The organism is Paenibacillus sp. Pae15 (assembly GCF_024519685.1).
GTDB classification, from domain to species: Bacteria; Bacillota; Bacilli; order Paenibacillales; family NBRC-103111; genus Paenibacillus_G; species Paenibacillus_G naphthalenovorans.
The window spans coordinates 114960-129469 of sequence record NZ_JALJRM010000008.1; the positions used below are offsets into that span (position 1 = coordinate 114960).

Genomic DNA, 14510 nt, shown 5'->3' on the forward strand with positions numbered 1-14510 from the left:
CTTATGCCCCCTCCTTTCCAAAATAAATTTCATATACTCTGAGATCCGTCTTAATCATCTGAGGATCGCCTTCCAGGAAAATATTTCCGTTATATAGAACCGAAATGCGGTCAGCCAGCCCGAATACGACCTCCATATCATGCTCAATGATCAGCAGCGTCAGGTCTCTGGGCATATTTTGCAGCAGCTTCAGAATATGCTGGGTTTCCGTGTTGGACATGCCGGCGGTCGGTTCATCCAACAGCAGTACTTTGGGCTCCGTCGCAATGCCCAGCATAATCTCGACCTGCCTTTGCTCTCCGTAGGAAAGCTTTTTGACCACGGTGTCCTTCCGGTCCGCAAGCCCCCAAGTATCCAAGAGCTGCTCTGCCCGGCTGTACAGCTCCGGAAATTGTTGGGCGGTTCTTTTGCGAAACCAAACATGATGGAGCCCAAACTTCACCTGCAGCACCAGCAGCAGGTTATCCAGCACGGTCAGCTCTTGAAGCAGATTGCTTTTTTGAAAAGTCCTCACCATGCCTTTTCTGACCCGTTGATGGTTGGGTACCCGGGAAATATTCTCATTAAAATAGTAAATATCTCCGCTGGACGCCGCCAAATCTCCGGCAATCATGTTAAACAAGGTCGACTTCCCCGCTCCGTTCGGTCCGATGAAGGCTCGGCGTTCACCCGGTTGAACGGCAAAGGTAATGTCTTTTAATATCTCCAGACCGCCGAATCGCTTGCCGATCCCTTCTACACGCAGCGCATGATCCGCCACGATGGAATGCTCTTCATTTCTCATCCTGAATCACCCCGCTCATCCTGACCTTCAACTCTTTCTCGTTACCCTTCCCCTGATTAACGTTTTTCCGTTCATTCCACAATGACCCGATACTGACAATGCCTTTCGGAATAAAAATAACGAACAGGATGAACGTCATACCGACAATGAGCATCCACATATCCGTATAGGAGCTGACGAACGTTTCCAGGATGACGATAAAAGCCGCCCCCAGCACCGGACCGATCAACGTTCCGACGCCTCCGACCAGCACCATAATCAGTACTTCCCCGGACATCGTCCAATAAATATCTTTTGGAGATATAAATCCGTTGAAAAAGGCATACAGGCTGCCGGCCAACCCGCCTATTCCTCCCGCCAGAATAAAAGAAATGTTTTTATAGATCGTCGTATTGTAGCCCATGACTCTGACCCTGGTTTCGTTCTCCCGGATGCCGACGAAAATTTGGCCCAGTGGGGAATGCAGAATCACGCTCAGACCGATGAAAACGATCAAAAAGATGATCAGGATAAAGAAATAAAACGCGATCGGACTATCCAACAGCCCATTGACCCATAGCGTAGGCTTTGGAATTCCGGATAATCCGTTGTCCCCTTGGGTCAGACTGCCCCAACGATACACGAGCGCATAAAACATTTGTGAAAAAGCGAGGGTAAGCATCAGAAAATAAAATCCGTTGACCCGGTTGCAGAAAAATCCGATCATACCGGCCATCATCAGCGATAAAAGGATTCCCGCAATTAAAGTGACGAATACATTCGAGGTGTAATGGATCGCAATCAGACTGGAGGTATACGCCCCCACACCGAAAAATGCCGCATGTCCGAGCGATACCAGACCGGTATAACCTACCAGGATATTCAGGCTGAGAGCAAAAATGCCCAGAATTAAGATTTCAACCAGAATGCTGAGGAAATAATTGGACATGATAAAAGGGGCAATGCAAAGCGCAACCAAAAGGACTAAGAAGACCACCGGGTTCTTTTTCAATCCAGCCATCAATGCACCTGCTTTCCTAACATTCCGGTAGGTTTTACAACCAGAACGAGAGCCATCAGTCCGAAAATGATGAGCAAGCTCAGCTGCGGAAACAGCACCTTGCCGAAGGTTTCCACTACGCCGACAATCAAGCCGGCAAGCAATGTGCCGGTGATGGACCCCAGTCCCCCGACCACCAGGATCACCAGCGCAAGGATCAGCACTTCAAATTCCATTCCCAGATAGAGCCCCAGCACCGGACCTGCGGCCACACCGCCGAGTCCGGCCAGAAGTCCTCCGATGGCAAAGACGACGGAGAACACGATTTTGATGTTAATGCCCAGCCCGCTTACCATCTCGCGGTTGCTTAAGCCGGCACGAATAATGGCTCCCCATCTGGTTTTTTCCTGCAGGTACCACATGACGGCGGCAACCAGCAGACCAAAGCCCATAATCAGTATGCGGTATAGAGGAAAGGTTTGACCGAACAGCTCTACGGACCCGCTTAACCAAGGGGGAAGCGTCAAGGATTTGACATTGGCGCCCCAGATTAAACGAACCACATCGTGAAGAATGTAGGCTACTCCGAAGGTCAGAAGCACTTGCGACAAGTGCCCTAATTTATAAGTGGGGCGCAGCAGGCAAATTTCAAGCAGGAAACTGATAACGGCGACAAAAATGGGAGCCAGAAGCAGCGCATACATAAAGTTGGGAGCAATATGCTGAGTAATGCTAAGGGCCAGATAGGCCCCTATCATGTAAAGAGAACCATGGGCCAAATTCAAAACGCCCATTATTCCGAAGATTAACGACAAACCGATGGTTATCATAAAAAGGAGCAGACCATATGACAAACCGTTGACTAACTGTATAGCTATAATATCCAAGACCATCCCTCTCCTTCATGGTGCGGGGCTATCAAGGCCTTCCCGTCATTTCCCTGGATCTTTAATTTCCCCGATCTCTTCAACAACCTTGTTCTCTGTCTTGCCGTTTTGAATTTCTGTTTTGATCAGGTACAACTTTTGAATCACATGATGCGTCTCCGGATCGAATTGGATCGGTCCGCGAGGACTTGTAAATTGAACCTTGCCGATCGCTTGAGACAATTTTTGCTTATCGGACGTATCTCCGTTCAAGCTTTTCAAGGCTTCGACAATGACGCGTGCGGCGTCATAGCCTTCAACCGATTCGATGCTCGGACGCGCATTGTACTTCTTCTCATAGGCTGCAACGAACGCTTTGTTCTCCGGCGTATCCAGATGATAATCCCAGAACATGGTGCTGGTGATGCCTTCCGGGGAATTGCCTTGTTCAGGGCGAATGTCCTCCGCATTTAACCATCCGGAGCCGATCAGCGGAATTTGTCCTTTCAGGCCGTACTGCTCATACTGTTTGACAAATCGCACGGCGTCGGCGCCAGCGAAGAAAGCATACACGGCTTCCGGTTTTTTGCCTTTGATCTGCGTTAAGTAAGAAGCATAGTCATTCGAGCCCAGAGGCGGATACACTTCACCGACAATCTCGCCGCCGGCAGCCGTAAACGCTTCTTTGAAGGCGCCTGCCACCTCTTTGCCGAAGGCGTAGTCGGCAGCGGTTACATAAATCTTTTTGGCAATGTGATCATAGGCGTATTTCCCCATCGAGTTCCCGATTTGCCAGGAGCTGAACGATGAACGCCAAATGTAGTCGCTGCGTTTGGTTCTCGTCAAATCGTTGCCGCCGGCGTGAGATACGAGAAACGGCAGCTTTTTGCTGTCCACTTCATCGCGCAAGGCATAAGCGACAGCCGTACTTACAGGACCGGTCAAAATATCGATATTGTCTTTTTCCATCAGCTTGCGTAATTTACGAAGCGCCCCCTGAGGATCGTTCTCTTCATCTTCTTTAATGAGCGTGATTTTTCTGCCTGCAGCTTCCCAGTTCACGCTTTCAAAATAAAGCTCCATGCCTCGGGTCAAATTCTCACCCAGAGAAGCGTAGACACCGGAGTAAGGCAAAATGGCTCCTACTTTTACAGGGTCCTTACCATTTGCAGTGGGAGTTGAAGCGTCGCCTGTACCGGGACTGTTACTTGGGGTTGTTGTTCCCGCCGACTGGCCACAGGCCGTAACGAATACCAAACATAAAGCCAAAACGATCAATAAACTCCCTTTTACTCTTTTCATCCTTGATCACCCCTATATATTTTTATAACTATGGAACACGGAGGGAAAAAGATTTTTTTCGTTGGAATCCTTATAGAAACATTTCGTCGGGATTCGCTTGGGTGTAAATGTTGAGTTGACCGTCTTGACTTTTATTCAATCTTCCTTGAAACGCCAGACATTCCAGATGAGCAAGGGTCTCCGCCATAGCGAACCGCCATTGGTGCGGGGTCAGCTCCTTATGCCGGAATACATCCGAGGCCACTTCATAAGCGGTCCTCCCCTGCCTCACAAGCCCCCGCATTTGCTCTAACCGCTGCTGATGATGCTCCAATAATTGCGATACCCGTTGTGGAATGTTATCGATCAGCTTGCCGTGCGCCGGAAGCGCCAGCGAGATATCAAGCGCCGCCGTTTGCTGCAGCGATTGAACGTAGTCTTCCAGGGGATTGGACCGGCCTCCGGGCCACAAGCTGATATTCGGTGTAATTTTATCCAGAATATGATCTCCCGCGAGCAGCAACCGGTTCTCCGATTGATAGAAGCAACGATGCCCGTCGCTGTGACCCGGTGTCGGAATCACCTGCCAGAGTTCATCGCCCAGTCTTACTTCCGTCATCGTCATCGGCCTGAGCTCAGGCAGGGGAAGCACATGGTCATGGAGCTTTAGCATATGTTCAACAATTTGCTCGGCCAACGACTCGGGAACGCCATTCTCTTTGCCCATTTGCCCGACAAGCTTGGCTTGAACATCGCCGTTTCTCCATGCCCTGTCCACCATCGCCATGTCCGCTTCACTGATATAGACCGGGGCGCCGGTCCATTCCTGCATCCATCCCGACAAACCGAAATGATCCGGATGAAAATGGGTGAGGTAAATGACCTCGATATCTTTCGGCTGAATCTTCAGCTCGGTAAACGCCTGTTTCCATGCCTCTTGTGCGTCCTTATAGTTAAAACCCGCATCGATCATGACAATCCCTTGCTGTCCTATCGCCAGATAGCAATAGATGTACTTCATCGGGAACGGCACCGGAATGGGTATTCTAAATAGCCCTTTTCTAATCTGCTCCATCTTTAAGCGCGCCTCTCTATTTGTTATGCCAAACGGGCCGACGCTTCTCCAAAAACGCTTTCAAGCCTTCTTGAGCGTCTGCGGATTGAACCAGTTCCCTTAAATAGATGTTTTCCACGGGTTTGATCGCCGAAGCAAAGGATGGGGCCATGGATTCGCGGACCGTTTTTCGCGTTAAACGCAAAGCCAGGGCGCTTTTGGTGCGCAAGTGCGAGAGCAGCTGCTCCAGAGCGCCGTCCAGCTCGCTTGGAGGAACGACCCGGTTGACCAGCCCCCACTCATAAGCCTTGGCCGCACTGATGCTCTCACCCGTCAATAAAAGCTCCATCGTTCTGTTATAGCCGGTCATCCAGGGGAAGGTCACGATGGATACGGGTGGAAACAGCGCCAGATGAATCTCAGGCTGACCGAACTTCGCCCGTTCGCTGGAAAGCACGATATCGCAGAACGTAGCCAGCTCGCATCCGCCTCCAAGCGCTGCGCCGTCGACCACGGCAATCGTCGGGCAGGGAACGTCAGCAAGGCAGTGGAACATGCGGTGAAACAGATGAATCATCGGCTCCGTTTTATCACCCAGATGGTCTTCCACCGCAACCCCTGCGGAGAATACTTTTCCTTCCGCACGGATGACAAGCGCATTCAAATGTTCATTGCCATGGAGTGAACTAAATGCGTGAACCATTTCCTCCATCATTTCCATGTTCATGACATTGACTGGAGCTCTTCGTAATACAAGAGTGGCAACCTTGTCTTCGATCGAGAAGCCGATCCATTGATATTCGCTCACGGCTTACACCCTTTCTGTTTCTATCGCTGCGGCCGGTTTAATGACTCCGCCAGCCTTGACGTCATAAAGACCAAGAGGAATTAATCGCAGCCCGGGAAGGAAGTCGCATGTCAGGAACAGCAGCGTATACAGGATGTCGTGGAAAGGAAATCCCCTTTTCTTCAGCTCGGATAACAGCACTTCCTGATACTCTACCGCCTTGTGAAACTCAGGGTCGGTGGTCATCATTCCGGCTAACGGAAGCGGAATCTCTACAATGATTTCTCCACGGTCTACGATGACAATACCGCCGCCCAGCTCATGGACACGCGCCGCCGCCTTCGCCATCGCCTCTGCATCCCTGCCGATGACAAGCAATTGTGTCGTCGTATTATAGGTGGAAGCCATCCCGTCTAAATCTACGGCAAAGCGTTCCATAATGCCTTTGGTAATCCATTGGCCATCCCTGTCGATCAGGTTGGCCATCACCAGCCCCGGATGCTTTGACAGGTCTGCATACCCGTTGTTTACAGGCAACTCCGTATCTTTTTTCTTTGTGATCACGTTGCTTTGAAAATAAATGACCGGTACGGGTTCGGCTGAAGAGGTATGCGGATAACGGTACAAATCCGGATGCTGCAGTAACGTCCGTTCCATGGTAAACGCCGGTTTGGCCACGTATTTCATCCAATCGATGACCGGTGGAGATACAAGCGTTTGGCCTTTCAATGCTACGATGGTACCGGCGGAAATGACCAGCTCCGGACGAAAATCAACCAGGTTCGGCAAAATCAGCACGTCGGCCCGCCGGGCGGGAGCGATTCCGCCGACTTCCTGATCCAGGCCGAGAAAGGTGGCCGGATTAATCGTCGCCATTTGAATAGCCTGCATCGGAGTCAATCCAAGCTCCACCGCTATTCTCAGCAGCCCGTCGACAGAGCCCTGTTCCTCGATAAAGGCAGGGTGAGGGCCATCGGTCGTCAGCAAAATACGATTCGTACTCACTTTATTTTCTGTGATCAGCTTCATAATCTCGGGAAAATCCGGACGCAGCGAGCTGTTGCGCAGCGTCGTCCACATGCCTAAACGCAGCCGGTCCAAAGCTTCTTGCGCGGTAATCGCTTCGTGACAGGCGCTAATGCCTGCAGCCACGATCGAATTCAGCTTTTCATAGGAGCAGCCGGCCGTATGTCCATCCGATATTTTCCCCAGACGCTTGGCATATTCGATCGTATCTATCACAAACGGATCGCCTTTATACAAGAGCGGCCAGCGGGTGATCTCCGCCGTACCGACGACCTCCTCAAGCTCAAGCAAAGAACGGACGTCCCCGGCGTTAAACTCATCCCGCTCACTCGGGTACTCCGCCTGCGAAACCAGGCGTACGAGCCATAAGTTATTTCCGGGCAATTCTCTAAGGTCCTGCAGCATGGCTTTAAACCCGCTAGCACCCATATGGAGATAAAAAAACAGATTATCGTTCACTAATGTAGTCGTTCCTGATGAAAGCGATTTCATTGTGAGGCTGACAGGGTTGTATACAACCCATGGATGTGCATGCGGTTCGATAAAGCCCGGCGAGACATACTTCCCTTCGGCATGAATCACCCGGGTATGTTCCCCTATTGCCGCTTCGCTATTCCCGATATAAGCGATGCGGTCTTTGTAGATAGCCACGTTCTGCGGCAGGAACTCGCCCGAGTACACGTTAATCACCGTACCGCCCTTGATGAACAGATCCGCGGGACGGCGACCTTGTGCAACTTCAATCAATTCAACTCTTGTTGCATGTGATTTCAAAGCAAGCTCCTCCTTACGCATTGACCTTCAAATATGGGTCAAATATATATTTCTGCGAACGGATTGATGGCCTTCTCCCTTTTGGCCTGAATTTCCCGGTCAGGGGCCTGCTCAAACAAGCTTTCAAAATATTTGACCGAAAGTGTGGAGAGAAGCTGGTGCATATTCCAAAACAAATCCCTCGCTTCGTTCCCGTTCCAATTGTGCGGCAGCAGATCCTGAGGAAAGCCGGGATCATTAAACAGGAATTTTCTATAATAATGAACAAGGTATGTTCGTTCTACAAAAGCTTCCAGACTGGTCAAGGAATCGTTCCAGACGCGTTCTTTCAGCATCTCGTATTTGGGCCTGTAGGTCTCGATGAAGGTTTTGTAATCCTCTTGAATGCTTTGCAAATTCCAGCCTTTGTCAATGATGTACTGCTGGTCATGCGATAAGAGGGAACTGGAGCTGAACAGCATCGCATATTCCTTTAATTCATAGGTTTCGATCATTTCCAATATTTGTTTTTCCAAGGGGTTGGGGCTTACCCAGGTGCTGTTGGAAATCATCCCGAATCCGGTCCAGCTTAATTCCTTGCGAACCTGGTTTCTCAAGTCGCGTTTTTCCTCCGGCATGGAATACGTTAAAATTCGCCAGAAACCGTCCCACTTGTGGCTTTTGATCGAATATACCCTTCTGACGCCGTCCTCGATTCTGCGTTTTCCTTTTTCCGTCAAGCTGTAGTAGCTTTTATTCCCTACTCTTCTCACCTGCAGAAGATCCTGCTGAACCATACGGAGCGTTGCGCCGCGTACCGACGATTCGGAGATTCCGAATTCAGCCATCATTCGAATCAGACTTCCGATCCAGATTTCCCCACCGTAATATTGAATAAAGTCACCGTACAATGTAAACATCAGTGATCTGGGTTTCATTCTTGTTAAGTTCTCCTTCTTCATTGTAAATGGTAATCACTGATAATAGATTATGCCAGTTTTCAGAAAATTTCAAGATTACGGTGGCCGCGGTACGGACTCGTCCCCTAACTGATTCTCAGCTTGAAGCGTTGAATTTTACCGGAAGCCGTTTTGGGCAGTTCATCGATAAATTCAATGATTCGCGGATATTTATAGGGTGCCAGTTCCTTCTTCAAAAAGTCCTTCATATCATTCATTAAGCTATCCGACGGGGCTACCCCCTCCTTTAACACTACATAGGCCTTAGGCTGTACCAGGTTGCTGTCCAGTTTCGCGCCTACCACGGCGACTTCCAGCACGGCATCATGCCGGATTAAAGCGTTTTCAACTTCAATAGGAGAGACCCAGATGCCGCCGACTTTAATCATGTCATCGGAACGGCCGCAATACCAAAAGTAGCCTTCTTCATCCATATAATATTTATCGCCGGTTTGAAACCATTCGCCGTAAAACTTGTTTTTGTTTTCCTCATGAAGATTCCAGTAGGCGCTGGCGATGCTGTCTCCTTTAATTAACAGGTCGCCCGTTTCATTGGGAGGAAGAGCCTCTCCCATTTCATTCACGATTTTGGCCTCATAACCGGGAACAAGCTTGCCTGTGCTTCCTTCCCGTATATCTCCGACCCTGTTCGATATAAAAATGTGAAGCGCTTCCGTAGAACCGATTCCGTCCAGAATATCGACGCCGAACAGCAGCCTCCACTTCCTGATGAATTGAGCTGGCAGTGCTTCTCCTGCCGATACGCAAAGCCGGAGAGAAGAGAGATCGTACGTTTTGCCCGAACGCTCCACTAAATCAATCATCGAACCGTAAAGCGTCGGTACGCCGAAAAAGATCGTCGGCTTGTATTTCTCAATGGTTTCAAGCACCGTCTCCGGTTTTGGACGCTCCCGCAATAATACGGTGGATGCTCCCGCACCTAACGGAAAATACATGCCATTGCCTAAGCCGTAGGCAAAAAAGAGCTTGGAGGCGGAAAACGTAATGTCGTCTCCCCTGATTTGCAAAATCTGTTTGGCGTAGGCGTTATAAGCCCATTCCATATCGTGCTGCAAATGGATCACGCCTTTGGGCTTGCCTGTACTTCCCGAGCTGTACAGCCAAAAGGCCGAATCGCCGGGATCCGTCAGAGCCACCTCCAACTGAGGCGAAGCCGCTTGGATCCATTCGTGATAATCAATCACGCCCGCCTCTTTGATAGCGCTATCATGAATCACTATGACATGCCTGAGATAAATAAACCGGTCACGCAAATGACGGATTTTATGCCAGATATCTTCATGGACGACAACCGCTTTCGCTCTGCTGTTATTTAAAAAATATTCATAATCGGCAGGCGCCATGATGGTATTGACCGGAATAGGAACCGCTCCGATCTTGACCGCACCATAGAATGCGGCGATCATTTCCGGTGTATCGTGGCATATCAGCAAAACGCGATTCTCCATTTCAACCGACAATTCTTTAAGCCCATTTCCCGCTCTATTAACGAATTCTTGCAGTTGACTGTAGGTAATGCTCTGATCGTTATAATAAACAGCAGCTTTGTCGCCTAATCCATTACTCACATTGTCATCGATAAAACGGGTAGCCGCGTTATAGGAAGAACCGATTCCACGCAATTCCATCGTTATATCCACCTTCTTGTTCAGGATTACTCATTGCACGACTGCAGGAATAACGACAATATCTGCTGTAAGCTGCAGCGGATATCGTCGTTATGAGGTTTTCTTGCCTACTGTGGGTAACAACCGTTTTATTTGTTACAGACCTTTCCAGTTTGCCTGCCGTTTTTCCAGGAAAGCGCTTAAACCTTCTTTAGCATCTTCGGAACGGAAGAGCAGATTTTGCAGCTCGCCTTCGTAACGAATCGCCACATTCAGCGGCATTTCTTTGCCGTTCATGATGGAAAGCTTGATGTTCGAAGCCGCATAGGATGCGCTGTTGACGATGTTTCTGGCGTATTCCAGCACTTTTTCGCGCGTTTGCTCCTGCGGGAACACATCGTTGACCAGGCCGATTTCGAGCGCCTCCTGCGGCGAGATCGTTTTGCCTGTGATATTCATGTCCAGTGCGCGGGAGAAACCGATCAAACGCGCCAACCGCTGCGTTCCGCCGGTTCCGGCGAGCACCCCGAGCGAGATTTCCGGCAGACCGATTTTACCTGCTTGATCCCCCATAAAGCGAAGGTCGCACCCGAGCGCCATCTCCAGACCGCCGCCGACCGTATGTCCCTCAAGACAGGCAATGAAAATTTGCGGGGAACGCGCCATTTTATCCAGTGTCTCGTTGCAGAACAAGCAGAATTGCGTTTTGAAACGGGGCTCAGCCGCCTTCAAGAAGTTAATATCCGCTCCCGCAGAGAAAAATTTCGGTACATCGCTCATGAGGATGGCAACTTTAATCGAGGAATCAAAGCGGATATCGTCAATCGCCGCATTCAACTCTTGATAGAAGTCCAGACTGTAGGAGTTCGTTTTGTTCACGTGCAGATGAATTTCTGCGATTCCATTTTCTTTTTTAAGTGTCAATGCGGTTTCCTTGTTCACAGATACGGATGACATGTTTAAAAACCTCCTATTACGTTTTTTTGACTTACGTATACAATACATAATTTACAAAATTGTTTGAATATTATCAAGAATAGATTTGGGTAGTTTTGGCTCAATTCCTGTGATAAATCTCACACATGCTTTAAAATGCTCGATTTTACATCCGTATTATGTTTTTTTATCGCAAGATTATATATCGTAATGTGATTGGAAAGGCAAGGGCCAATTGAAATCGCTTACATATTTTTTTATTATTCGCTTTAATTTAATCCATCTGGTGTATTTCGTATTTATGAGGACTATTAGAGCAAACTAACAAGCTATTTCGCAAATTTGTATTGCGTTTTATTAACAAACGTTATATTATCATAATATAAATTCCTTATCGGATCGATTCTGCTTTAACTTATAAGATCATCGAGAAATAGTTGAATAGTGTAATAGTTCCTCGTTCCCTCCGGTTTTCCCTCTTTTTTCAATACGGGAATTGCTGGATAAAAAAAACCAAAGCGAATCTGATAGATGATCCTGGATTCACTTTGGCTTGGTTAGCCGGTCTTTTGATTAATAGCTTCCGACCCCTAAAGGAAAACCGTTTTTATACTCGCCTTGATCATACAGCTTTACCGGCATTTCTCCTTCATATATGATCGCTACATGACTATATCTTAATCCCTTTTTGGCCGCTTCTTCCGATGACGCAAGATCATCGAAACGGCCGATATGCAGGCATTCCGCCGATTGATTATACAGTTTCACTACAAACATGGTAACCCTCCGTCCGTTTTTATTTTTGATGCTCTTCACATGTCAGAATACCATCTAAACATCTAAAGCAGGAAACAAAGGCACCACTTCTTCGCCCAGCTCATCTATGACTTCGGCTGCAGGACGGCTGCCGTATTTCAAATTGAATACGACATGATTCACTCCAGCAGCTTTTAAATTTTCAATGAATCGGATCAAGCGCCTGCGGCCGATTCGAAACCCCAAATGAATGGCGCTGGCCGCTTCATCCGGATCCTCCGCCAAATCGATATATAAAGACTGGGTAAAGGGCTTGAAGACCTCCAAATGAGAACGCCAATCCCGAATCAGGCTCGTTTGATGAAAGAGATTGCGCGGGTAATACAGCCATCCGTCTGCGTTGGCCGCAATCCATTCCATCGACTGGCCGCTATGGCCGGTCACCAGAACCGGAATGTCGCGCAATTCCGGCTTCGGCAGCAGATCTCCGCCGACCATATGTACCCTGGGGGTTTGAATGACGGGAAATGATTGATTCCATACGTTTTTGATGACGGACAAGGCTTCCCGAAACCGTTCCCCTCTTTGATCAAAATCAACCGAAAAGCCGGGAAACTCCATAGGCCTATCGCCGGTAGCCACGCCAAGAATCAGCCGTCTGCCGGAAATAAGGTTGGTAGAAGCAGCCGCTTTCGCGACATGCAAAGGATGCCTTAGCGTGACTATAATACTTCCCGTACCCAGAGCGATCTTTTCCGTGTGAGCCGCTATATATCCGAGATAGACCCAGGGATCGTAGATTTGTCCGGTGTCTCCAAAGTTGGGATCGTATAATGGAACATCCCGTACAAATAAGGAAGCAAAATTCCATTGCTCCGCTTTCTTTGCCAGCTTGACTTGTTCCTCCACATTCATGACCGGAATACTTCCTTCATACGCTTCCAAAGGAAAGAACAGTCCCAGCGTCAAATGATTTTCTTTAAACATCCGTCTATAGCCTTGGTGCCGACTGAAGTCATTCATAGGCCGATCGTTTCCTTCCGCCGCAAATTGCCAAACGCAGGACAAAAGGTAAAATGCCCCGTCCTCTCTTCTTTTATGTAACCTCCTCCTTGAAAAAAGGATATCAATTCTATGATCCGAAGTAAATGGATACGGCTCCGCTGCGCCTTTTCTTATAAATTACAATATAGACATGATCTTTCATAGGGTGGGCCATGCTCATACGCTGGTCGTGGCTTGTGAATCGCCAAACCCGTATGAATCTGAAACATGCGGAAGCACGCGTCAAAACGTTTTTGGATGAGATTGTGCTTCCCCCCTTACTCCTGCCCTATCGTCGTTTCTTTCATATAACAAGGGCCGTCCCTCAGTCAGGATGACTTATGGGACAGCCCCTTGATGTTTATGAAATACCGCAGGACTCCGCCAGCAGTTCAACGAGGTGAACCGTCCGAACCTTGGCCGACATGCCTTCTCTCTGCACGCCCAGCTTCATCTGCAGCAGACAGCCCGGGTTGGTGGTGACGATCGTCGTCGCCTGGGTCGTCTTTACCGTCTCCATCTTGACGTCGAGGATCTCCATGGATTCCTCGTAATTAACCACATTGTAAATCCCGGCCGACCCGCAGCACATATTCGGGTTGGCCATTTCCTTATACGTGATCCCCGGAATCCGCTTGATCAGCTCCAAAGGCTCCTTGACCACCTTCTGGACGTTGGTCATATGGCAGGAACGCTGGTAGGTGACGATCTCGTCGACCGGTTTGGCCAGCGGCAGCTCACATTGCGCCAGCACCTGGGTAATATCGCGGGTTTTGGCCACAAAGGCCTTCGCACGCGTTTCCCACTCCGGGTCACCATGGAACAGGTGATCGTATTCCACCAGCATCGCGCCGCAGCCGCCCGCATTGTTGATAATGAAATCGACATCCAGCTGCTCAAACGCCTCAATATTCTGCTTGGCCAGCATCACCGTATCGTCCTTGCGTCCGGCATGCGCGTGAAGCGCCCCGCAGCAGGTCTGCTCGGCGATCACCTGCACCTCGCAGCCTGCCAGCGCCAACAGCTCCATAGACAGCCGGTTGATCTTCTCGAACATCGCATCCATAATACAGCCGGTAAAAAAGGCCACTTTCCATTTGGGCCTGGTCCCCTGCGGCGGTTCGAAGAGACGCGGACGATGGCGCCGCGCTGCGGGAGAAGTCACCTGCGGCAGCACTTCCTCAAAGGCCCACAGATTTTGGGGCAGAACCCGCGTCAGCTTTCCTTTGTGCGCCACCTTCTGCAGACCGCTCTTTTGGTACAGCCAGATCATATCGGCCGCAACCTTGAGCTTCTTCGAGTCGGGAAAGACGTTCCGGAACATGGCGTCCTGCATCTTGCGCAGCGGCTTGGAGGTGCGCCGGGCCTTATGCTCCGCCAGCACTTCCCGCGCACCTTCCAGAATTTTACCGTACTCTACGCCCGACGGACAGGCCGTTTCACAGGCGCGGCAGCCCAGACACAGATCGAGCGGCCCCTCCAGCTCATGAAGCGACAGATGTCCTTCCGCCGCCATCTTCACCAGATTGATCCGGCCGCGAGGCGAATGGGTCTCCCGTTCCATGGTCACATAGGTAGGGCAAGCCGGCAAACAGTAGCCGCACTGGACGCATTGGATCGTTTCGTCGTATGGCAATTCTTTGGTATGCTTCATCGG

General features: G+C 49.6%; 13 protein-coding genes. All 13 read right to left on the reverse strand.

What is annotated here, in order from left to right; all coding sequences use genetic code 11:
• Position 1 precedes the first annotated feature (1 nt).
• Positions 2-784: an ABC transporter ATP-binding protein gene (locus NR121_RS09215; RefSeq protein ID WP_062409567.1), complete on the reverse strand. Its 783-nt coding sequence runs from the start codon at positions 782-784 to the stop codon at positions 2-4.
• Complete coding sequence (locus NR121_RS09220; RefSeq protein WP_062409568.1) at positions 774-1784, reverse strand: branched-chain amino acid ABC transporter permease; 1011 nt, start codon at positions 1782-1784, stop codon at positions 774-776. The genes NR121_RS09215 and NR121_RS09220 overlap by 11 nt, the downstream gene beginning before the upstream one ends.
• A complete protein-coding gene (locus NR121_RS09225) occupies positions 1784-2650 on the reverse strand; it encodes a branched-chain amino acid ABC transporter permease (RefSeq protein WP_054817466.1) in 867 nt (288 codons plus the stop codon). Before NR121_RS09225 ends, NR121_RS09220 begins: the two co-directional genes overlap by 1 nt.
• 45 nt (positions 2651-2695) lie before the next feature.
• Positions 2696-3931 (reverse strand): ABC transporter substrate-binding protein, encoded by a 1236-nt coding sequence (locus NR121_RS09230; protein ID WP_054817423.1) that lies wholly within the window; start codon positions 3929-3931, stop codon positions 2696-2698.
• Between the two features lie 70 nt (positions 3932-4001).
• Entirely contained in the window at positions 4002-4985 is a 984-nt protein-coding gene (locus tag NR121_RS09235; RefSeq protein WP_054817422.1) for an MBL fold metallo-hydrolase, read from the reverse strand.
• 16 nt (positions 4986-5001) lie between these two features.
• Positions 5002-5772 (reverse strand): enoyl-CoA hydratase/isomerase family protein, encoded by a 771-nt coding sequence (locus NR121_RS09240; RefSeq protein ID WP_054817421.1) that lies wholly within the window; start codon positions 5770-5772, stop codon positions 5002-5004.
• 3 nt (positions 5773-5775) lie between these two features.
• A complete protein-coding gene (locus NR121_RS09245; protein WP_062409570.1) occupies positions 5776-7572 on the reverse strand; it encodes an adenine deaminase C-terminal domain-containing protein in 1797 nt (598 codons plus the stop codon).
• A gap of 17 nt (positions 7573-7589) precedes the next feature.
• A complete protein-coding gene (paaX, locus tag NR121_RS09250) occupies positions 7590-8468 on the reverse strand; it encodes a phenylacetic acid degradation operon negative regulatory protein PaaX (protein ID WP_074729486.1) in 879 nt (292 codons plus the stop codon).
• A 107-nt stretch (positions 8469-8575) separates the two neighbouring features.
• Positions 8576-10138 (reverse strand): benzoate-CoA ligase family protein, encoded by a 1563-nt coding sequence (locus NR121_RS09255; RefSeq protein ID WP_062409572.1) that lies wholly within the window; start codon positions 10136-10138, stop codon positions 8576-8578.
• Positions 10139-10273: 135 nt separating this feature from the next.
• Entirely contained in the window at positions 10274-11074 is an 801-nt protein-coding gene (locus NR121_RS09260; RefSeq protein WP_062409573.1) for an enoyl-CoA hydratase/isomerase family protein, read from the reverse strand.
• A 552-nt stretch (positions 11075-11626) separates the two neighbouring features.
• Positions 11627-11830: a hypothetical protein gene (locus tag NR121_RS09265; RefSeq protein ID WP_054817419.1), complete on the reverse strand. Its 204-nt coding sequence runs from the start codon at positions 11828-11830 to the stop codon at positions 11627-11629.
• Positions 11831-11884: 54 nt separating this feature from the next.
• Positions 11885-12832, reverse strand: a complete 948-nt coding sequence (locus NR121_RS09270) for an LLM class oxidoreductase (RefSeq protein ID WP_074729484.1) — start codon at positions 12830-12832, stop codon at positions 11885-11887.
• A 382-nt stretch (positions 12833-13214) separates the two neighbouring features.
• On the reverse strand, positions 13215-14507 hold the full coding sequence (locus NR121_RS09275; protein ID WP_256831106.1) for a (Fe-S)-binding protein: 1293 nt from the start codon (positions 14505-14507) through the stop codon (positions 13215-13217).
• Positions 14508-14510 lie beyond the last annotated feature (3 nt).